The 22,437-nt window shown below is 57.5% G+C and carries 16 protein-coding genes; all 16 read left to right on the top strand.

The features are described from left to right. The first annotated feature begins 764 nt into the window (after positions 1 to 764). Positions 765 to 1,664 (top strand): winged helix-turn-helix domain-containing protein, encoded by a 900-nt coding sequence (locus ACP39K_RS03270; protein WP_033640049.1) that lies wholly within the window; start codon positions 765 to 767, stop codon positions 1,662 to 1,664. A 179-nt stretch (positions 1,665 to 1,843) separates the two neighbouring features. Further along, complete coding sequence (locus ACP39K_RS03265) at positions 1,844 to 2,806, top strand: NAD-dependent epimerase/dehydratase family protein (protein WP_016927350.1); 963 nt, start codon at positions 1,844 to 1,846, stop codon at positions 2,804 to 2,806. A gap of 174 nt (positions 2,807 to 2,980) precedes the next feature. Further along, positions 2,981 to 4,030: a UDP-N-acetylglucosamine--undecaprenyl-phosphate N-acetylglucosaminephosphotransferase gene (wecA, locus tag ACP39K_RS03260; RefSeq protein ID WP_033640050.1), complete on the top strand. Its 1,050-nt coding sequence runs from the start codon at positions 2,981 to 2,983 to the stop codon at positions 4,028 to 4,030. 45 nt (positions 4,031 to 4,075) lie between these two features. Then, on the top strand, positions 4,076 to 5,209 hold the full coding sequence (locus tag ACP39K_RS03255; RefSeq protein ID WP_028127497.1) for a polysaccharide export protein: 1,134 nt from the start codon (positions 4,076 to 4,078) through the stop codon (positions 5,207 to 5,209). A 27-nt stretch (positions 5,210 to 5,236) separates the two neighbouring features. After that, the gene (locus ACP39K_RS03250; RefSeq protein ID WP_016927353.1) at positions 5,237 to 7,417 is read left to right on the top strand and encodes a polysaccharide biosynthesis tyrosine autokinase; all 2,181 of its coding nucleotides are present in this window, start codon (positions 5,237 to 5,239) and stop codon (positions 7,415 to 7,417) included. A 4-nt stretch (positions 7,418 to 7,421) separates the two neighbouring features. Next, entirely contained in the window at positions 7,422 to 8,720 is a 1,299-nt protein-coding gene (locus ACP39K_RS03245) for a flippase (protein WP_497008293.1), read from the top strand. Beyond that, positions 8,701 to 9,549 (top strand): ATP-grasp fold amidoligase family protein, encoded by an 849-nt coding sequence (locus tag ACP39K_RS03240; RefSeq protein WP_028127496.1) that lies wholly within the window; start codon positions 8,701 to 8,703, stop codon positions 9,547 to 9,549. The genes ACP39K_RS03245 and ACP39K_RS03240 overlap by 20 nt, the downstream gene beginning before the upstream one ends. Positions 9,550 to 9,555: 6 nt before the next feature. Continuing rightward, entirely contained in the window at positions 9,556 to 10,710 is a 1,155-nt protein-coding gene (locus ACP39K_RS03235) for a hypothetical protein (RefSeq protein WP_161544824.1), read from the top strand. 3 nt (positions 10,711 to 10,713) lie between these two features. Next, positions 10,714 to 11,619, top strand: coding sequence for a glycosyltransferase family 2 protein (locus ACP39K_RS03230; RefSeq protein ID WP_033640053.1), 906 nt, complete (start codon positions 10,714 to 10,716; stop codon positions 11,617 to 11,619). A gap of 1 nt (position 11,620) precedes the next feature. Beyond that, positions 11,621 to 12,676: a glycosyltransferase family 4 protein gene (locus tag ACP39K_RS03225; RefSeq protein ID WP_033640054.1), complete on the top strand. Its 1,056-nt coding sequence runs from the start codon at positions 11,621 to 11,623 to the stop codon at positions 12,674 to 12,676. A 7-nt stretch (positions 12,677 to 12,683) separates the two neighbouring features. After that, a complete protein-coding gene (locus tag ACP39K_RS03220; RefSeq protein WP_015378195.1) occupies positions 12,684 to 13,427 on the top strand; it encodes a glycosyltransferase family 2 protein in 744 nt (247 codons plus the stop codon). An 11-nt stretch (positions 13,428 to 13,438) separates the two neighbouring features. Further along, a complete protein-coding gene (locus ACP39K_RS03215) occupies positions 13,439 to 15,298 on the top strand; it encodes a carbohydrate binding domain-containing protein (protein WP_497008379.1) in 1,860 nt (619 codons plus the stop codon). Positions 15,299 to 15,590: 292 nt separating this feature from the next. Further along, positions 15,591 to 19,352 (top strand): nitrate reductase subunit alpha, encoded by a 3,762-nt coding sequence (locus ACP39K_RS03210; RefSeq protein WP_497008292.1) that lies wholly within the window; start codon positions 15,591 to 15,593, stop codon positions 19,350 to 19,352. Next, the gene (gene narH, locus ACP39K_RS03205) at positions 19,349 to 20,893 is read left to right on the top strand and encodes a nitrate reductase subunit beta (protein WP_049295806.1); all 1,545 of its coding nucleotides are present in this window, start codon (positions 19,349 to 19,351) and stop codon (positions 20,891 to 20,893) included. The genes ACP39K_RS03210 and narH overlap by 4 nt, the downstream gene beginning before the upstream one ends. Further along, the gene (narJ, locus tag ACP39K_RS03200; protein ID WP_016927362.1) at positions 20,890 to 21,612 is read left to right on the top strand and encodes a nitrate reductase molybdenum cofactor assembly chaperone; all 723 of its coding nucleotides are present in this window, start codon (positions 20,890 to 20,892) and stop codon (positions 21,610 to 21,612) included. The genes narH and narJ overlap by 4 nt, the downstream gene beginning before the upstream one ends. Positions 21,613 to 21,614: 2 nt before the next feature. Then, the gene (gene narI / locus ACP39K_RS03195) at positions 21,615 to 22,292 is read left to right on the top strand and encodes a respiratory nitrate reductase subunit gamma (RefSeq protein ID WP_033640058.1); all 678 of its coding nucleotides are present in this window, start codon (positions 21,615 to 21,617) and stop codon (positions 22,290 to 22,292) included. Positions 22,293 to 22,437 lie beyond the last annotated feature (145 nt).

Genomic DNA, 22,437 nt, shown 5'->3' with positions numbered 1-22,437 from the left:
ACCGCTTTCTCAATCCCTCCCGACAGGGGAGGGATATTTCTCTCATTCCGAGTCATCTCTCCTCGCCTCCTCAGTGAAATTTTCTGCCTTTAGGTAAAATTCTCATCTTCGCTTGCCGTTTTTTTCTTTTTTTATAGCACTATCTCTCAATGTGGGAATATTTTCGCCAAAACGGATTATATTATTTGCACGTTTTTTTCGTTTTATTGAGAGTATTCTTACATTAAGGCGTTAATGTCTTTTCGCAGATTAAATGAAATTTCCGGGAGGGGAAGGCATAATTAGTGCGATTGTTATAAAATCAGTAATAGGGTTTTGTCTTAGATGCTGCACACGCCGAGTGGAATGTGTGACGGGGTTAAATCAGATAACTCTCATTCTGTTTTTTTCGGCTTTTTGTAGTCTATCTGACAATCAGATTAGGTGGGAAAACACAATGAATTCACGGATAAGAATGAAATTTCACAATTTCATTCGATTAACAATCGAACAACATGGTTAGTTTTTCCTTTTTAAATCAATGAGGTGTTCATTTGAATTTTACGGTGACCATGAAAGAAATCCATGTTGCCAACAGGGAAAAAGAGTCATTTGGATAAACGGAACATCCTTAATATGGCCTAATGTAAAAAATGAAATCAGAAAATTTTTATAAAGGCCAATATCCGATGAATGCAACCTGTTGAGTTTACATTTAATTTCTTGAACATTTTTTGATATTTCTATACAAAGTGTGCAGGACAGGCACGCTAAGGAAATTAAAAGTGAATCTTGATAAAAGAATAAAGATTAGGAATCTCGATGTTCTGACTCCTGCCGGGGAGAAATTTCGTCTGCGTTGGAAGGAGTATCAAATTCTTTCGCTGCTTGTCGCCAGATCACCAGAACTGGTTACCCGAACGGAAATTATAGAAAATATCTGGAAAGGAACCTATTGCTCAGATTCAACGATAAATCAAACAATTAAATCTATTCGCCAAAAGATTAGCGACACGGAACACACGCTTATCAGAACCATTCCTCGTTTGGGTTACAAGGTGGAAAATCAAGCGGCTTTTCACTTTATATCCGAGGATGAAGACTACGCTGATGATGATATATTAAATGGCGGTGAAGATATTGGTGTTGATATTCAAGCGGAACTTTCTGAAAGTGAAAGTGAGTCGTCTGAAACAAACGATGAAAAAATAGATAAGCTGCATAAATCGACGCTGGTTGCTGCGCCTGTTGCAACGGTGGAGTCATCCAAAGAACCGGTGCGTGAAAAAAAGTCGGCGGCGGTGCGTCGCTTTTTCAGCATACCCGCCAGCCGTGTAGTGAAATACCTGACGGTATTCGCCTCTTTGCTGGTTATTTCACATTTTTCATATGTGCTCGGCAACCAAACCCGCCCCCCGGTGATCAATGATATTCAGAACAACACGCGCGTGGTGTTGACGCTGACGCTGAATAACCCCCATACCAACAGCCCGCAAACTCTGCTCTGCCTTTACCAGGGAGAGAACATGGATCAAGCCACCATCGAATGTGTCGATCCTAAGCAAGGGCAGCTTAAATTGCCGGTAAAATATGAGACCTCTTCGACGCCGGGCAAAGGTCGGATTAATCTCATATTGCCGAATAAAACCTTGCAATATCAAGTTGCTTACGATGTTAAAAATTAGCGCTGAATGAGGTTTTATCTTTAGCGATAATTTTACATTTGATGAAATCTTTTATTTCATTATTTGTTATTTGAAAGCCAGGTTCGATTTGTCCAGTCTGGAACTCATTACCTAACGCGTATTAGCGTCCTGTCCCAATGGTGCGACAGGAATAATGAGAACCTGCTGAGTGACAAATTATGGATAAGCGTAAAGTAGCTATTATCGGGGGTTCCGGTTTTATCGGAACACGCCTGGCGAAACGTCTCAGTGCGCGCGATGATCTGACGTTGGTCATCGTGGATAAGCAACCCAGCGCACATTTTCCCGCGCTCTATCAGTATGGCGATGTGACGCAACCTCAGACTTTGCAAGAACCGCTGACGGGCTGCGACGCCATCATTAATCTGGCGGCGGAACATCAGGACAACGTCGATCCCATTTCGCTCTATTATCAGGTCAATGTCGAAGGCGCGCGGCATGTCTGCATGACAGCCTCCGCCCTGAATATCCGCCAAATCATTTTCACCTCCTCCGTCGCTGTTTACGGCTTCGTCAAACAGGAAACCGGCGAAGAAGGAAGTTTCGAGCCTTTCAACCATTACGGCAAGTCCAAGCTCGAGGCGGAATACGTTTATGAAGCCTGGCGCAAGGCCGATGTGGAAAATCGGTTGACTATCATCCGTCCAACGGTGGTATTCGGCGAAGGCAACCGCGGCAACGTGTATAACCTGTTCCGTCAGATCGCCAGCGGACGTTTCGTGATGATTGGCAGCGGCAATAATATGAAGTCGATGGCCTACGTTGAAAATATTGCCGCGCGGCTGGAACATGCGCTGGATCAACAGTCAAGTTATCAGGTCAGCAACTACGTCGATAAACCGGACTTTACGATGAATCAATTGGTCGACGTAATTTCCTCTTCATTGGGGAGAAAAAATAAGACAATTCGCATTCCTTATGCCGTAGGCATATGCGGCGCAACCGCATTGGATGTTGTGAGTAAAATAAGTCGAAAGAAATTCCCAATAAGCCGCGTCAGAGTACAGAAATTCTGCGCCAGAACGCAGTTTAAAAGTAATGTGCAAAATAATTTCGTGGCGCCTGTTGAACTTGATTCGGCAATCGAAAGAACCATTAAACATGAGTTTTCTGATAGATAACTTAACCGCGCGCTGACGTTATTTACTTATTTCCGCCGACAAGCGGATAAATCTGTATTTTTCAGGATTAATTCATGCTGACTTATATCCTGGCAGGATCAATTTTGTTTTTGTTAATAGCGCATTGGGAGCTGTAACTCAAGGGCGGTAGCGTGCTTATTCGCTGGAGGAACGATGTTATATCAACTGAGCGTGATATTTGTGCTGGCGGTCGCGTGGATCCTTATTGCCCGCCGGGTCGCCTTGACGGTGGGATTAGTGGATAAGCCCAATGCGCGCAAGCAACATCTGGGACATATTCCGTTGGTCGGCGGCATCGCCGTGTACCTGACGCTGATGCTGATGGCGCTGTGGCAACCCGCCTGGCTGCCCGACAGCACCGTCTATCTGCTGTGCATTACGGCGCTGGTGGTGTTGGGCGTGCTGGATGACCGCTTTGATCTGCCCGTGGCGCCGCGCGTCATGGTGCAGGGAGGGATCGCGCTGGCGATGATGCTGGCGGCAGGGATGCAGCTTTCCTCATTGGGCCATGCCTGGGGCCATCAGGAAGTGATGCTCGGTTATGGCGCGTTGCTGCTCACGCCGCTGGCGGTATGGGGAGCGATCAACGCCTACAACATGGTGGATGGCATCGACGGGCAACTGGGCGCCTTATCCTGCGTGACCTTCATTGCGCTGGCCATCGTGTTCGGACTGGGTGGCCGGGGAGATCTGGCGCTGTGGTGCCTGGGCATGATCGTCGCGCTGGCGGCTTATCTGCTGTTCAACCTGAGCCTGTTCGGCGCGCGTAACAAAATCTTTATGGGGGACGCCGGCAGCATGGTGATCGGCTTCAGCGTGCTGTGGCTGGTGTTGCTGGCGACGCAGGGGCAGCAGGCGGTAATGCGCCCGGTCACCGCGCTGTGGCTGATCGCCATTCCGCTGATGGACATGGTGACCGTGATGGTGCGCCGCCTGTTGCGCCGCCAAAGCCCCTTCAAAGCGGGCCGCGATCATTTGCACCATATTCTGATGCGTCGCGGACTCAATGCGCGTCAGGCGCTGGCAATGAGCACCATGCTGGCGGTGACGCTGGCCTGCATCGGCATTTGCAGTGAAGTGTTGCAACTGCAGGAAAGCCTGATGCTGGTGGCGTTTCTGTTCTGTTTTTGCGGTTATTTCGCCATGTTGCGCGAACCGCGTCAGGCGACGATGCTCAGCGATAATCCAACCGTCGGGCGTTAATCCTCTCACGGGCTGCGGCAGCAGCCCGTTTATCACGGTACTTCCATGAATTTTCATTTGCCTCTTTTGATGCCGTTGGCCTTCACCTCCGCGTTATTGAGCGGTTGTACGGTGGTTCCCGGCTCACATTTACCGACCAGCGGAAAAGCCATCGTCGTGCAACAAGACGACGATTTCGATTTGAACAGCCAGGTACAGGTCTACCGCATGTCACCGATGCTGCTGCAGAAAATGCGGCGCGTTGAACCGGTCGCCCAGCCGAATCCGGCGCTGGACCAGCGGTTGCAGAGCTACCAATACCGTATCGGCGTCGGCGACGTGTTGAACGTCACCGTCTGGGATCACCCCGAGTTGACCACGCCGGCCGGGCAATATCGCAGCGCCAGCGACACCGGTAACTGGGTGCATGCGGATGGCACGATCTTTTACCCCTATATCGGGCGCGTGGCGGTGGTGGGTAAAACCGTCACCGAAGTGCGCAGCCTGATCGCCGGCCGTCTGGCGCAGTATGTGGAAAGCCCGCAGGTGGATGTCAGCATCGCCGCGTTCCGCTCGCAGAAGGCTTATGTGACCGGTGAGGTGAAAACCTCCGGTCAGCAGGCGATCACCAACGTGCCGCTGACCATTCTGGATGCGATCAACGCCGCCGGCGGCCTGACGGACAATGCCGACTGGCGCAACGTGGTGCTGACGCATCAGGGCAAAGAGCGGGCCATCTCGCTGCAGGCGCTGATGCAGCGTGGCGACATCAGCCAGAACGCGCTGCTGCAGCCGGGCGACATCCTCTACATTCCGCGCAATGACAACTTGAAAGTGTTCGTGATGGGCGAGGTGGGCAAGCAAACGACGCTGAAGATGGATCGCAGCGGCATGACCCTGACCGAAGCCCTCGGATCTTCCGAAGGGATCAGCCAGACGGTGGCGGATGCGACCGGGGTGTTCGTGATCCGGCCGAGCGGCGGCAACCCCCCGCAGCGGCTGGCGACGCTGTATCAGTTCGATCTCTCCGACGCCAGCGCGCTGGCGATGGGCGCTGAATTTCAGCTGCACCCTTACGACGTCGTGTACGTCACCGCGGCGCCTATCGCGCGCTGGAACCGTTTGATCAGCCAGCTGGTGCCGACCATCAGCAGTTTTAACGATCTCAGCGAGGCTACCTTGCGCGTGCGCAACTGGTAACTCCGCAGGGTGAATAAGGAACAGAAGATGAAAAACAATGCGCTGTCCGTGATGGTGGCCGAACAAGATGAAAAGCTGGAGTGGGAGCGTCTGGTAGGGCCGCTGTGGGATAACCGCTGGCGGATCGCCGTCGTGACCGGCGTGGCCGGTGCGCTGGGCGTCGCCTACGCCCTGTTGGCTACCCCGGTGTATCAGGCCACGGCGGTGGTGCAGGTGGAGAATCAGCTGTCCGGCGATTCGCTGCTGCGTGAAACGCTGGACAGTTCGCTGGGGCAAAATTCGACGACGCAGGATGAGGTGACGCTGGTCAAGTCGCGCTACGTGCTCGGCAAAACGGTGGATGCCCTCGGCCTGACGGTGCGCGTCGAACCGGACTATTTCCCGGTATTCGGTAAAGGTTTCGCCCGACTGAGCGGTGAAAAGACGCCGGTATTGGACATCGGTACGCTGACAACGCCGGCGGACATGCAGGGCGAAGCGCTGACGCTGACGGTGCGCGATGGGCAACATTACGAGCTGAGCCATGACGGCGCCAAATTGTTCAGCGGCGTGGTTGGGCAACCGGTGGCGCAGGGCGAGTGGAGCATGACCGTTTCGGCGCTGGATGCGGCGCCGGGCACCAGTTTCACCGTGGTTAAAGTCGCGCGTCAAGAAGCGGTGGACGATCTGCGTAAATACCTGGGCGTAGTGCCGAGCGGCAAGGACAGCGGCATCATGACGTTTACGCTGCCGAGCGAAGATCCGCAGCGTGCCGAGGCGGTGCTGAAGAACATCACCGATAACTACCTGCAGCAGAACGTGGATCGCAAAACGGAAGAGGCGCAGAGAATGCTGGCCTTCCTGCAGGAGCAGCTGCCGCAAACGCAAACCTCGTTGAACAACGCCGAAAACCAGCTCAACCAGTTCCGCCAGCAAAACGATTCGGTGGATCTGTCGCTGGAAGCCAAGTCGGTGCTGGACACTCAGGTGCAGCTCGAAGCCCAGCTCAACGAGCTGACCTTCAAGGAGGCGGAGATTTCCAAGCTTTATACCCGCGTGCACCCGGCTTACCGGGCGCTGATGGAAAAGCGCGCCACGCTGGAGGCGGAAAAGGCGCGGCTCGGCAAACAGGTACAGACGCTGCCGAAAATGCAGCAGGAGATCCTGCGTCTCACCCGCGACGTGCAGGTGGATCAGCAGGTTTACATGCAACTGATGAACAAACAGCAGGAGCTGAGCATCAGCAAGGCCGGCACGGTGGGCAATATTCGCATCGTCGACGAGGCGGAAACCGCTATCCGACCGATTCAGCCGCAAAAGATGCTAATCGTGTTGTTGGCGTTGATACTGGGCGCTGCGGGCACCGCGGCCGTGGTGCTGCTGCGCACCGCCTTCCATCGCGGCATCAATGATATCGATACGCTGGAGAAGCGAGGCATCAACGTCTACGCCACCGTGCCGCTGTCGCCATGGCAGGCGAAACGCAATCGCGAACAACGCCTGCTGTTGCCCAAATCCGGCGGTCGTCGCCTGCCGATCCTGGCGGCGGTTGAGCCGGCGGATCTGTCGGTGGAGGCCATTCGCAGCCTGCGCACCAGCCTGCATTTCGCCATGCTGGAGGCCAAAAACAACATTTTGATGGTCTCCGGCGCCAGTCCGGAAAGCGGCAAGAGTTTTACCAGCACCAACCTGGCGGTGGTGGTGGCGCAGGCCGGGCAGCGGGTGCTGTTGATCGATGCGGATATGCGTAAAGGATTTTTGCATCGTTGGTTATCGGACGACGCTCATCAAGGGCTGTCCGACATGCTGGTGGGCAAAGTGATGACGGAACAGGCGGTGCGGAAAACCGCCATCGCCAATCTGGACTTCGTGCCACGTGGTCAGGTGCCGCCGAACCCGTCCGAGCTGCTGATGCATCGCCGTTTCGCCGATTTCCTGCGCTGGGCCGGGCAAAACTACGATCTGGTGCTGATCGATACGCCGCCGATTCTGGCGGTGACGGACGCGGCCATCGTCGGCAATCACGCCGGTACGTCACTGTTGGTGGTGCGTTTTGAGGTGAACACCGTCAAGCAGATCGAAACCAGCATGCGCCGTTTCGAACAGAATGGCGTGGCGATCAGAGGCGTAATCCTCAACGGCATCGTGAAAAGGGCGGCGACCGACATGAGCTATTACAACTTCGCCTATCCAAGCCATCGGGAAGATCAGCGGCAGGCAGAGGAATAAGCGGGTGAAGGCCATTATCACCAATGCCCTGTGGCTGATGCTGGAACGCGTTTCGCTCAGCCTGTCCGGCATCTTCGTCTCCATTTACGTTGCGCGCTATCTGGGGCCCGCCCAGTTTGGCGCTCTCAACTATCTGTTGGCGACGATCGCCATTGTGGTGCCGCTGGTGCAGCTGGGCGCCGACAGCATCATTTTCAACCGCGTCGCCCGCCGCCCGCCGAGCGGCATTCGCCTGATGTTGGCTTCGATGCGTTTGCGCCGCCGGCTGTTCCTGGTGGTGGCGCTGCCGATGCTGATATGGAGCTATTTCAGCCAGCTGCCAGCCGGTCAACTGATGACGCTGTTGCTGCTTATCAGTGCCTATTTCTCGATTCAGGACGTGTACAAAATTTATTACGATGCCCGCCTGCAGTCGAAACGCAATACGCTGATCAACAACCTGGCGCTGCTGTTGTCGATCGGACTGCGGCTGGCGCTGGTGAGCGCCGCGCTGCCGCTGGTGTGGTTCGCGGTACCCTACATCCTCAGCAGCGCCGTACCTTATCTGGTGCGCCTCTGGCTATTTCGTGGGGAAGCTGCGGCCTCGCCGCGGGTTACGCCGCGCCAGGCCGGGCGCTATGGCCGTTATTTGCTGAAAGTGGGCCTGCCGTTGGCCATCTCCAGTCTGGCGATAGTGATTTATACCCGCATCGATCAAATCATGCTGGGCAATCTGGTCGGCGAGCAGGCGGTGGGCTGGTTCAGCGCCGCGACCACCCTCAGTCAGGGGTGGGTTTTTGTGCCGATGGCGCTGATCACCTCGTTGATGCCGGGTATTGCCAACTGTCGCGACCCGTTGGAGCAAGAGTACCGCATCCGGGTGCTTTATCTGGTGGTATTGGGCCTGTCGTTGCCGGTGCTGCTGGGTCTGTGGTGGTTCGCCCACCCGGCTATTGCGCTGCTGTATGGCGCCGCTTTTCAACCGGCCGCCGACATCCTGGCTATTTGTACGCTGACCTCGCTGTTCTCAGTGATGGGGACGGTTTCGTATCGCAGCATCGTGCTGTTCGCCGGTTATCGCTTTATCGCCATCAAGATGCCGTTGGTGGCTCTGCTGAACGTGGCGATGAATCTGCTGCTGATCCCGCGTTACGGCCTGACCGGCGCTGCGGTGTCTACGCTACTGGCGGAATTCATTTCGTTCTTCGTTCTGAACAGTTTATTCCGTGGCGGGAAAATTACCCGACTGCAGCTGACCTGTTTTTACTGCCTGCCGCGTCTTGTCAGCAAATTAAGGAGAGAGCATGTTAAACACCCTGGTTAAAAGCATTTCCAAGCGCCTGCCCGATGCCTGGCACCATCAGGTTAAATACGCGCTCTATTTCAAAAAATTGCCGCACCTGTCAAAACCGACCGGCTTCAGCGAAAAGATCATGCGCCGCAAAATTTATCCGCGCAGCATCTACACCACCTTGTCGGACAAATACAAGGTCCGCGAATTTATTGCCGGCCTGTGGGGCGAAGAGTATCTGGTGGAGCTGTATGCGCATGGCACTGAACTCAGCTACGACACGTTCAGGCAGTTGCCAGACGCCTTCGTGCTGAAGGCCAACCATGGCAGCGGCTATAACCGGTTGGTGTTCGACAAGCAACAGGTTAGCTACGCGGAATTGTACGATCTCAGCAGTTCGTGGATGCGCAGCAACTTTTACGAGCAGAGTCGCGAAAAGCATTATCTGGACATCGAACCCTGCATCATGGTGGAACGCATGTTGCTGGATGGTGAGCAGGTGCCGAACGATATCAAATTTCATTGTTTCAACGACAACCATGAAATTCGCATGTTTATCCAGGTGGATTACCAGCGTTTCGGCACCCATCGGCGCGATATTTTTGATCTCGACTGGAACCGCACCGAAATCCGCATCAACTTGCCGAATGCCGACGAACCGATGCCGCGACCTACGCGGCTGGAAGAAATGACGCGTTTGGCTCGCCAGGTTGCGCAGCAGTTCTCTTATGTCCGCGTGGATTTCTACCAGGTCGGTGAGAAGGTCTATTTCGGTGAATTGACGTTTACGCCTGGTGCGGGATTAAGCAAGCTTAAGCCGGAAAACATCGAGCAGGAATGGGGCAGTTATTTTACTGAGTAAACGCTTATGCAGAGAGTCGCCTCCAATTTTCACATGCATGCCAATGTTGGTTATAATCAGTCGCGGGATTTGGTCAATCAATCAATCATATTGACCTTCCTGTTGATCTTTTTCGTGAAAACTTTCCTGACCTCGGGATCGTTCAACAGCGAGCTGATTAATAAAACCGTGATGGGGCTCAATGCCCTGATGTTGCTCTATGTCGGCTATGCATTTTTCATCGCTACGATGGCGGAAAAAGCGGTTGCGGGTTTTTTGGTTCTGCTGTTTCTGGTTAATATCGCCACCGGACATGGCGATTACCTTTTTGGCGCGGTATTCAGCTCTGCGGTGATAATTTTATTCCGCCGCATCGAGATGGTGCGCGGCGCTGAAATGTTCGCTATCGCTTTTGTGGTTGCCGGGCTGTTGATGGTTATCCCTTATACCTTTTACACCAATGGATTTGTTTACCTTGATGAGCGCTATGGCAACAGATTAACGCTGGGTTTCGATAACCCGAATACCTTGGCGTATTATTCTTTTGCCTTGTTCGCCATGCTGCTGTGCCTGATCGACCATGCGAAATTAACGCGTGGAATGAAAAATATCGCCTCACTGGCGGTGTCGGCGTTAATTATCCCGGTGCTGATGTATTCCTATTCCCGCACCTGTTTTATGTTGGCACTGTTGATGTTGTTACTGTTCTGGTTGGCGCCGCTGTTGCGTTTTACCCCCAATAGAAAAGTCTGCATTGCGCTGACGTTGGTCATCGTAGGCTTCCAGTTCGCCAGCGTTATACGCTGGGGGAGCAATCCGGCATTGGATGCGCTGTTGAATCAGGCGTTGACCGGGCGCATCTGGTTCTCCTGGCAGATGTTTCAGGCGGTGGGGCTACCCAATCCGCTGTTCGGCATGAATATCGAACCCTATAAGCCGGTCGATTTCTTCTTCATCGCCATGTTTTATTCGGCTGGTGGGATCGCCTCTGTTGTCATGCTTTTTTGTTATTTTCACCTGTTGGGTAATATGCGCAGGCTGAGTCGATTCATGCGCTGGGTGGTGGTTGTCTTCCTGCTGACAACTTTAACGGAAACCTATTTTTTGGTCCCGGTATTTAACGTGTCATTATTGCTGCTTTGCCGTGGAAAAGAAATGATAAATTCTAAGTTGGAGGGTTAAGAAATGGATTTCTCGATCGTGATCCCTATTTATAATAGTGCGCGTTACCTGCCTAAAACTCTGAAGCGGATTTTCAGCGCTTGCCAAGGGTTCGACTATCAGGTGATTTTGGTTGATGATTGCTCTGACGAGGATGATATCAAATATATTCGCCAGATAGCGGCGACTAATAGCAACGTGATGCTACATGAGAAAAAACAGAAGAGCAATGCGGCGGTATCGCGCAACCTGGGCGCCAATTTAGCGCAATCGGAGATCGTGTTTTTTCTCGATTCGGATGATTACTTTACTACCAACTATATTATTCGCCGCATGAAGAAGCATGAAGATCGCCATATTGATATTATCTTCGGTAATTATGCAGAGGTGAGCGGCGATTCGGTACGTGACTTCAACTTTCACTACAAATCCGGTTCTTCCGGCGAGGATTTTCTTTTTCTGGAAATGGGCGATATTCGATCATCCACCATCAGCATGCGTAAAAAAAGCGATCGCCGCTTTTTATTTCCCGAGTTTCTCAACAAGCATCAGGATTGGGGCTTTCTGGTCAACGCCACCAATTTGGGCGCGCAAGTGGCGTATGACGCCGGTGGCGGGGTGTTTCTCGACGTGGGGCGTTACGGACGCATGACGGCGAAGCTTAATCTGGAGGCCAGCGACCGCTTTATCAATACCTTCCTCAGTCCCAGCGATCGCCATATCAGCGGATTCGCCTGCAAGCACCTGCTGGCCTCGCTGTATTCGGAAAACGCCCAGGCGTTCAATTATTACTCGTCGCGCATCGTGCGGCACAGCCTGAGCGGCAAGTTCAAGATGATCAAATGGTATGGCGATTGTCTGACGCGGCTGGGGTTGTTCTCGGTTGGCGGCCGGCTGTTGCGCAATGTGCGCCAGGGATTCAGGAGATGATATGCAAGCACGCAAGGTAATCATCGTCATCGAAAATATGGCGGGCAAGGGCGGCACTGAACGGGTCGCCAGCGGTTTGGCCAATGCGCTGGCGCGTCTGCCGAATTACGAGGTGGCGGTGTTTTCGCTGTGTGGCGAGCGGAGCTTCTTTCCGCTGGCGAGCGACGTCCGGCTACGCTGTGGCGGCGGCGATTCGCTGTTCTGGCCATGGCGGCTGGCGTTGGCACTGCGGCGCGAACGCGCGGACGCGATCATTACCGTTTCCATGGGAAAACTGTCGGTGGTGATGACGCCTTTTCTACGTTTGTTCTGTGCCCGCAGCCGGCTGTTATTGAGCGAGCACGTCAGCTTTCACCAGTATCCGCGCGTATTTAAATGGCTGAAGTTGTTGGTTTACCGGTTGGGCGATCGCGTGATTTTCCTGACGCGGCAAGATCGCGACGCCATCGCTCGCTGGGTGGGCGCCGGGAAATGCCGGGTGATCGAGAACGTTTCGCCGTTCGGCGCACAGGCGCCGACGCCGGCGCTGCAGGAAAAGGTGGCGCTGGCGGTGGGGCGGTTGAGCAATCAGAAAGGCTTCGATCGTCTGATCGCGCTGTGGCGCGGGGTGGCGGCGCAAATGCCGGATTGGCGGCTGTTGATTATTGGCGACGGCCCTGAGCGTGACGCACTGCGGCGGCAGATTGAAGGCGCCGGGCTGGAGCGGCAGGTGAGCCTGCTGCCGGCCACCGCCGACGTGGCGGCCTATTATCGCCAGGCCAGTCTGTATTTGATGACGTCGCGCTATGAGGGGTTGCCGATGGTGCTGATCGAAGCCATGAGTTTCGGCCTGCCGTTGGTGGCCTACGATTGCAAGACCGGCCCGGCCGAGCTGATAGACAACGGCGTCAACGGCTATCTGGTGCCCGATGACGATGCCGCCGCCTTCAGCGAAGGCGTGCTCGAACTGATGCGCGACCCGGACCTGCGCGATCGCTTTTCTGTCGCCGCGCTAGATAAGTCTCGCCGTTTTTCTCCCGAACGTATTTATCCCCAGTGGCAACAGCTCATTGAGTGAGGACAGAATGGAAAAGATATCCGTGATAATGCCCGCCTACAACGCGGCAAACTCTATCAAAGAATCGATCCTTGGCGTGCTGAACCAGCAATTTACCGACTATCACCTGTATGTGATCGATGATGCGTCCACCGACAACACCGCCGAGGTGGTGCGGCCGTTTATCCACGATCGCCTCACCTATATACGCAATGAGCATAACCAGGGCGTGGCGGAAACGCGCAACATCGGCATTGAGGCGGCGAGCGGGGACTATATCGCCTTCTGCGACAGTGATGACGTATGGCTCCCCAACAAGCTGTCGCGCCAGGCGAGCATTTTGCAAACCCGCCGCTATGACGTGGTGTGTTCCCATTATTACACCTTCGAAGACGACCTGAAATTGATCAAAAACACCCGTGGTGCGGATGAGCTTATCGGCTATCAGGACATGTTGAAAAGCAACTGGATCGGCAATCTCACCGGCATCTATAACCAGAAGCGCATCGGTAAGGTGTATCAGCAAAAAGTGGGGCATGAGGACTACTTGATGTGGCTGGCGGTGCTGCAGAAGGCGCGTAACGGCCTGGCCTACTGCATTCCCGAACCGCTGGCCTGTTACCGGTTGTCTACCCATTCGCTGTCGGGCAACAAAATCCGCGCTGCGGACTGGCAATGGCGGATTTACCGTCAGCATTTGGGGCTGTCTTACCAGAAATCCTGCTATTTGTTCGCCACCTATCTGTTCAATGCCGTGGTGAAAAGGAAATGACCATGAGGGGGATGTATCAGCGGGCGGCTCTGGGCTGTTGCGCCTTGTGGGGCGCAGCGGCTCTGGCGCAGAACTGCCAACCCAATCTGTTGACCAACCCCGGCTTTGAGCAAGGGCTCAGCGGCTGGCGAGCGCAGGGCGCGCAGGCCGACGGCGATACGCACAGTGGCAGGGGGAGTCTGCGTTATGACAATGCAGATATCGCGCGATACCGTACCTTCAACCAGGCGCTGCAGGTTGAGCCCGGACAGACGATAGATTTCGGCGTCTGGCTCAAGACCCGCGGCGTGCGCGGGCAAAGCCGCGACGGCGGGGCTGGGGTTTATCTGCAGAGCTTTGATGCGCAGGGGCGCTTTCTGGAAGGCAGTTATCCGGCTGGGGTGACCGGCGACAGCGGCTGGCGGCACGTGAACGCCAGCTATACCGTGCCGCCGCAGGCGGCGCGAATCACTTTTGGCGTTTATCTGCGTAAGGGGAGCACCGGTACCGCCTGGTTTGACGACGCCTATGCGTGTGCTCGCGCGTCTATGCCGGCGTTGTATCAGCTCGGCGCGTCGGCGCAGGGAAAGGTCGACACGCTGGTCGTCACTGCGCAGCCGCAGCATTTGCAGGTCGACAGCGAATTGCTCAATGCCGAGGGGCAGGTTGTTCACCGTAGCCGCGACCGTTATCAGGTTGAAGGGCAGCGCCGTATCGAATACCAACCGCCGGCCGGCCTGGCCCAGGGGGAATACCGCCTGCGTCAGCAGGTCACCGGTCAGCAATCCCAGCCGGCACAGGGCAGCGAGCTGTCTTTTCGCGTCGGGCAGCCTGCGGCCAAAGTCGCGATCGACAGCGAAGGCTTTACCCTGCGCGATGGTCAACGGCTTTTCCCGTTGGGCATTTACGCCAACGTGGCTACCGATGAGCATTTGGCGCGCATCGCCTCGGCGGGATTCAACACGGTGCTGAATTATGATTATGGGGAAAAGAAAGATCCTTACGCCTTTTTCCGCAACGCAGGCAAGCGCGGGCTGCTGGTCATTTACTCCGTCAAAGATCAGTACCGCGGCAGCCGCTTCGCGCCGGCCGCGCGCGGTGGCGACTACGCGGCGATGACGGCCTGGTACGTGCAGCGCTTGCGCTCTCAGCCCAACCTGCTCGCCTGGTACATCAACGATGAACTGGGGCCGGAATATCTCGATAAGATCGAGGAAAAAAACCTGCAAATAAAGCGGCTTGACGGCGATCATCCCACCTTCCAGGTGTTGAACAAAACCGGGGAGTTGGACGCCTACTTTAACAGCAGCGACATTTTGGCGACCGACCCTTACCCAGTGGGGAACGATCGCGATCTGACGCGCACGACGCGTTATACCGAACTGACGGTGCAGGCCGCCCGCCAGGCACGCGGGGCCTGGGTGGTGATGCAAATCATGGATCACGCCGCTTATGACGCCCGCCGCAAGCCACATCCGCCGTCAGAGGCGGAAATTCGCAATCAGGCCTGGCAGGCGCTGATCGGCGGCGCCAAGGGGCTGTTGTTTTATTCTTATACCGATCTGTTTTATAAGCGTAAAACCGGCCGCTTCGACCAACGGGAGTTTGACGCCACCTGGCGTGGCGTGGCTGCCGTGTCGCAGCAAATCGCCGCCTTCACCCCTTATCTGCTGACGGGAAAATCGACGCCGCTGGCGGGAAGCGACCCGCAAATGCCGGCGCGGATGTTTATTCTGGGCGATCGCGCCTTGCTGCTGGTAGCCAATCCTTACTATCGAGAGGGGAGCACCCGCTTGCGCCTTCCGGCGGGTTGGCGGCAGCAGGGAGAGGGCACGGAGGTCAAGCTGACGTTGCCCGCCGTGGGTACCGCGACGCTGTGGCTTCAACGCTGAAAGCGACGAGTCAGCATCACGCGGGAGGTTTCTCCCGCGTCCTACCCCCAAATACCCCGCCTTGCCTCCCAGCTGTCCCCCTTCATCTTGATATTCTCCTTTATTCATTTTAATTCAATTAATTAACCTCATTTATCGCACCTATACTTTGGTGGTATTTCACCCCTGACGCGCGCGTCGCCTCCCGCTTTCTCTTGATCGCAATCAATTTGCCGCCGGTTGGCCGTCAGTAGGCTGGCGGCAGATTGAGCATGTCTTCTTATAACGACAAGAGCCTTCAGGAGCATTCCGGATGAGCAAATTTTTAGACCGTTTCCGCTATTTCAAGCAGTTGGCGGAGCCTTTTTCTGGCGAGCACGGCCAGACCTTGAACACTAACCGCGACTGGGAAGACGGCTACCGCAGCCGTTGGCAGCACGACAAAGTGGTGCGTTCCACCCACGGCGTGAACTGCACCGGTTCCTGCAGTTGGAAAATCTACGTGAAGAATGGTCTGGTGACCTGGGAAACCCAGCAAACCGACTATCCGCGCACCCGTCCCGATCTGCCCAACCATGAACCGCGCGGCTGCCCGCGCGGCGCCAGTTACTCCTGGTACCTGTACAGCGCCAACCGGCTGAAATACCCGCTGATGCGCAAGCGTCTGCTCAAACTGTGGCGCGAAGCGAAAGCGCAGCACAGCGATCCGGTCGCGGCCTGGGGCTCTATCGTCGGCGATGCGGAAAAAGCCAAAAGCTACAAGGTGGCGCGCGGCCGCGGCGGTTTCGTCCGTTCCAGCTGGCAAGAGGTCAATGAACTGATCGCCGCCGCCAACGTCTATACCGCCAAAACCTTCGGCCCAGACCGCATTATCGGCTTCTCGCCGATCCCGGCGATGTCGATGGTGTCCTACGCCGCCGGCGCCCGCTACCTGTCGCTGATCGGCGGCGCCTGCCTGAGCTTCTACGACTGGTATTGCGATCTGCCGCCGGCCTCGCCGATGACCTGGGGCGAGCAGACCGACGTGCCGGAATCCGCCGACTGGTACAACTCCTCCTACATTATCGCCTGGGGCTCCAACGTGCCGCAGACGCGCACCCCGGACGCCCACTTCTTTACCGAAGTGCGCTACAAGGGCACCAAAACCGTGGCGGTGACGCCGGACTATGCCGAAGTCGCCAAGCTGTGCGACCACTGGCTGAATCCGAAGCAGGGCACCGACAGCGCGATGGCGCTGGCGATGGGCCACGTAATGCTGAAAGAGTTCCATCTCGATCGCGAAGTCGGCTACTTCCGCGACTACGTGCGCCGCTATACCGACATGCCGATGCTGGTGCTGCTGGAGCCGCGTGAAGGCGGCCACTACGCCGCCGGCCGCCTGCTGCGCGCCGCCGATCTGGTGGACGGATTGGGCCAGGAAAACAATCCCGAGTGGAAAACTGTCGCTATCGACAGCCGCAGCGGCGATCTGGTGGCGCCGCAGGGCTCCATCGGCTTCCGCTGGGGCGAGAAGGGCAAGTGGAACCTGGAACAGCGCGAAGGCAAATCGCAACAGGAAGTCGAGCTGCAGCTCAGCCTGTTGGGCATGCATGACGACGTCGCCGAGGTGGGTTTCCCGTACTTCGGCGGCGCCGACAGCGAGCATTTCAACAGCGTGGCGCTGGACGAGATCCTGCTGCACAAGCTGCCGGTGAAACGCCTGCGGCTGGCGGACGGCAGCGAAGCGCTGGTGACCAGCGTGTACGATCTGACGCTGGCCAATTACGGCCTGGAGCGCGGGTTGGGCGACGCCAACTGCGCCGCCGACTATGACGAGGTCAAGGCTTACAGCCCGGCCTGGGCCGAGCAGATCACCGGCGTGTCGCGCCACAACATCATCCGCATTGCCCGCGAGTTCGCGGAAAACGCCGAGAAGACCCACGGCCGTTCGATGATCATCGTCGGCGCCGGCGTCAACCACTGGTATCACATGGACATGACCTACCGCGGCCTGATCAACATGCTGATCTTCTGCGGTTGCGTCGGCCAGAGCGGCGGCGGCTGGGCGCACTACGTCGGCCAGGAAAAACTGCGGCCGCAAACCGGCTGGCTGCCGCTGGCGTTCGGCCTCGACTGGCAGCGCCCGCCGCGCCACATGAACAGCACCTCGTTCTTCTACAACCATTCCAGTCAATGGCGCTATGAAACCGTCGGCACCGACGAGCTGCTGTCGCCGCTGGCGGACAAATCGCGCTTCGGCGGCAGCCTAATCGACTTTAACGTGCGCGCCGAACGCATGGGCTGGCTGCCGTCGGCGCCGCAGCTGGGCGCTAACCCGCTGCGCCTGGCGGAGCAGGCACGCGCGGCCGGCCAATCGCCGGTCGAATTTACCGTCGACAGCCTGAAGAACGGCTCGCTGGGCTTCGCCGCCGAGCAGCCGGACAATCCGCAGAACTTCCCGCGTAACCTGTTCGTCTGGCGATCCAACCTGCTGGGCTCCTCCGGCAAGGGCCATGAGTACATGCTCAAATACCTGTTGGGCACCGAAAATGGCATCCAGGGGAAAGATCTCGGCCAGCAGGGCGGCGTGATGCCGCAGGAAGTGGAATGGCGCGAGCAGGGCGGCGAAGGCAAGCTGGATCTGGTGGTGACGCTCGATTTCCGCATGTCGAGCACCTGCCTGTACTCCGACGTGGTGCTGCCGACCGCCACCTGGTACGAAAAAGACGACATGAACACCTCCGACATGCACCCGTTCATTCATCCGCTGTCGGCGGCGGTCGATCCGGCCTGGGATTCGAAGAGCGACTGGGAAATCTACAAGGGCATCGCCAAGGCCTTCTCCGAGGTGTGCGTCGGCCATCTGGGCCAGGAAACCGACGTGGTGACCCTGCCTATCCAGCACGACTCCGCCGCCGAGCTGGCGCAGCCTTACGGCGTACAGGACTGGAAGAAGGGCGAATGCGATCTGATCCCCGGTAAAACCGCGCCGCACATCATCGCGGTGGAGCGTGATTACCCGGCCACCTACGAGCGCTTTACCTCACTGGGGCCGCTGCTGGACAAACTGGGCAACGGCGGCAAGGGCATCAGTTGGAACACCCAAACCGAGGTCGACTTCCTCAAGCAGCTTAACTACGTCAAGGCCGACGGCCCGGCGGCGGGGCGGCCGAAGATCGAGAGCGCGATAGACGCGGCGGAAGTGATCCTGTCGCTGGCGCCGGAAACCAACGGCCAGGTGGCGGTGAAAGCCTGGGAAGCCCTGAGCAACGTCACCGGCCGCGATCATCGGCACCTGGCGCTGAACAAGGAAGACGAGAAAATTCGCTTCCGCGACATTCAGGCGCAGCCGCGCAAAATCATCTCCAGCCCGACCTGGTCCGGTCTGGAGGACGAACACGTTTCCTATAACGCCTGCTACACCAACGTGCACGAGCTGATCCCGTGGCGCACCCTCAGCGGCCGTCAGCAGCTGTATCAGGACCATGAGTGGATGCGCGCCTTCGGTGAAAGCCTGCTGGTATACCGGCCGCCGATCGACACCCGCGCCGCGCAGCCGCTGCTGAACAGCAAGCCGAACGGCAACAAGGAGAAGGCGCTGAACTTCCTGACGCCGCACCAGAAGTGGGGCATTCACTCCACCTACAGCGACAACCTGCTGATGCTGACGCTGTCGCGCGGCGGGCCGATCGTCTGGCTGAGCGAAGACGACGCCAACGATCTGGGCATTGCGGACAACGACTGGATCGAGGCCTTCAACGCCAACGGCGCGCTGACGGCGCGCGCGGTGGTGAGCCAGCGTATCCCGGCCGGCATGACCATGATGTACCACGCACAGGAGCGCATCGTGAATCTGCCGGGCTCGGAGATCACTCGCCAACGCGGCGGCATCCACAACTCGGTGACCCGCGCCTGTCCGAAGCCGACCCATATGATCGGCGGCTATGCGCAGTTGGCCTACGGCTTCAACTACTACGGCACCGTCGGTTCCAACCGCGACGAGTTCGTGGTGGTGCGCAAGATGAACCGCATTGATTGGTTGGACGACGAAGGCAACGACTACGCGCAGGGCAGTCAGCAGGAGAACAGCAAATGAAAATTCGTTCGCAAGTCGGCATGGTGCTGAATCTGGACAAGTGCATCGGTTGCCACACCTGTTCGGTCACCTGCAAAAACGTCTGGACCAGCCGCGAGGGTATGGAGTACGCCTGGTTCAATAACGTGGAAAGCAAGCCGGGCGTCGGGTATCCGCACGCCTGGGAAGATCAGGAAAAATGGAAGGGCGGTTGGATCCGCAAAATCAACGGCAAGCTGGAACCGCGCATGGGCAGCCGCGTCGGCGTGCTGGCGAAAATCTTCGCCAACCCGGATGTGCCGGCGCTGGACGACTACTACGAGCCGTTCGATTACGACTACCAGCATCTGCACACCGCCAAACAGGGCAAGCACCAGCCGGTGGCGCGCCCGCGCTCGCTGATCACCGGGCAGCGCATGAACAAGATCGAAAGCGGCCCGAACTGGGAAGAGATCCTCGGCGGGGAGTTCGAAAAACGTTCGCAGGACAAGAACTTCGACAACCTGCAGAAGGCGATGTACGGCCAGTTCGAAAACACCTTCATGATGTATCTGCCGCGCCTGTGCGAGCACTGCCTCAACCCGGCCTGCGTCGCCACCTGCCCGAGCGGGGCGATCTACAAGCGCGGCGAAGACGGCATCGTGCTGATCGACCAGGACAAGTGCCGCGGCTGGCGCATGTGCCTGACCGGCTGCCCGTACAAGAAAATCTACTTCAACTGGAAGAGCGGCAAGTCCGAGAAGTGCATCTTCTGTTACCCGCGTATCGAAGCCGGGCAGCCGACGGTCTGTTCGGAGACCTGCGTGGGCCGCATCCGCTACCTCGGCGTGCTGCTGTACGACGCCGATCGCATCGAGCAGGCGGCGGCGGTGGAGAACGACAAGGATCTGTACCAGAGTCAGCTCGATATTTTCCTCGATCCGCATGATCCGAAGGTGATTGCTCAGGCGCTGGCGGACGGCGTGCCGCAGGGCGTCATTGAAGCCGCTCAGCAGTCGCCGGTGTACAAAATGGCGATGGACTGGAAGCTGGCGCTGCCGCTGCACCCGGAATACCGCACGTTGCCGATGGTGTGGTACGTGCCGCCGTTGTCACCGATTCAATCGGCCGCCGACGCCGGCGAGCTGGCGCACAGCGGCGTATTGCCGGACGTCGAGAGCCTGCGCATCCCGGTGCAGTATCTGGCGAACCTGTTGACCGCCGGCGATACCGAGCCGGTGCTGCTGGCGCTGAAACGCATGCTGGCGATGCGCCACTACAAGCGGGCGGAAACCGTCGACGGCGTGGTGGACACCAGCGCGCTGGAGCAGGTCGGTCTGAGTGAAGCGCAGGCGCAGGAGATGTATCGCTACCTGGCGATCGCCAACTATGAAGATCGCTTCGTGGTGCCGTCGAGCCACCGCGAGCTGGCGCGCGAAGCCTTCCCGGAAAGCAAGGGGTGCGGCTTCAGCTTCGGCGACGGCTGCCACGGCAGCGACGGCAAGTTCAATCTGTTCAACAGCCGCCGTATCGATGCCATCGACGTGACCGCGAAAACCGCGCGGCCGGAGGATGCCTCATGATCAGCCTGAAAGTGATCGCCCGCCTGCTGGATTACCCGGAGCAGGCGCTGTTTGACCATCAGCAGGCGCTGATCGAAGCGCTGGAGCCGGCCAGCGAGCTGGATCTGCACCACAGCGCGCAGCTGATTCTGTTTATCCGCCGCCTGTGCGCGCGCCCGTTGCTGGACGCGCAGGCTGACTATTGCGAACTGTTCGATCGCGGCCGCGCCACCTCGCTGCTGCTGTTTGAGCATGTGCACGGCGAGTCGCGCGATCGCGGCCAGGCGATGGTTGACCTGATGGCGCAGTACCGCGCCGCCGGGCTGGAGATCGACAGCCGTGAGCTGCCGGACTTCCTGCCGCTGTACCTGGAGTATTTGGCCAGCCGCAGCGCGGCGCAGGCGCGGGAAGGGCTGCGGGACATCGCGCCGATCCTGGCGCTGCTGGGCGCGCGTCTGCAGCAGCGCGAAAGCCCGTACGCGGTGCTGTTTGATCTGCTGCTGGCGCTGTCCGGTAGCGAGGTGCAGGCCCAGGCGCTGGAGACGCAGGTGGCGCAAGAGGCGCGCGACGATACGCCGCAGGCGCTGGATGCGGTGTGGGAAGAGGAGCAGATCAAGTTTCTCGGCGAACAAGGCTGCGCCTCCGCCCAGCAGACGGCGCACCAGCGGCGCTTCGCCGGCGCGGTAGCGCCACAGTATCTGGACCTGACGGATGCGTTAACCGGAACCAAAGGACGCTAATCATGCAATTTTTGAATCAGTTCTTCTTCGATATCTACCCTTATCTGGCCGGCGCGGTGTTCCTGATCGGCAGCTGGCTGCGTTACGACTACGGGCAGTACAGCTGGCGCGCCGGCTCCAGCCAGATGCTGGATAAAAAGGGCATGCGGCTGGCGTCCAACCTGTTCCACATCGGCATTATCGGCATCTTCGCGGGCCACTTCCTCGGCATGCTGACGCCGCACTGGATGTATGAGGCCTTCCTGCCGATCGACGTGAAGCAGAAGCTGGCGATGATCGCCGGCGGCGCCTGCGGCCTGATGACGCTGATCGGCGGCGCGCTGTTGCTGAAGCGCCGGTTGACCAACCCGCGGGTACGCGCCACCAGCAGCTTCGCCGACATCATGATCCTGACGTTGTTGGTGGTGCAGGTGTGTCTGGGGCTGCTGACCATTCCGTTCTCCGCCCAGCATATGGACGGCAGCGAAATGATGAAGCTGGTGGCCTGGGCGCAGGCGGTAGTGACCTTCCACGCCGGCGCCTCTGCGCACCTGGCAGGGGTGGCGATTATCTTCAAACTGCACATGGTGCTGGGCATGACGCTGTTCGTGCTGTTCCCGTTCTGCCGCCTGGTGCATATCTGGAGCGCGCCGGTAGAGTACCTGACCCGCCGTTATCAACTGGTGCGCAACCGCCGCTGAGCCTGACCTCGCCGCCGCCGATCGCCAGCGGCGGCGCTATTCCGATAATTCCCCCGCCGTCTGCCCATTCTCGCCGCCTTGTCGTAAACTAATTATCTCAGTCATGTTACGCTTATGCTTCCGCCGACGGACGTCGGCCCGTGGT

This window comes from Serratia sp. EC4, assembly GCF_059652115.1.
The sequence above is the reverse complement of the archived record's forward strand: the minus strand, read 5'-3'. Positions and strand labels throughout refer to the sequence as shown.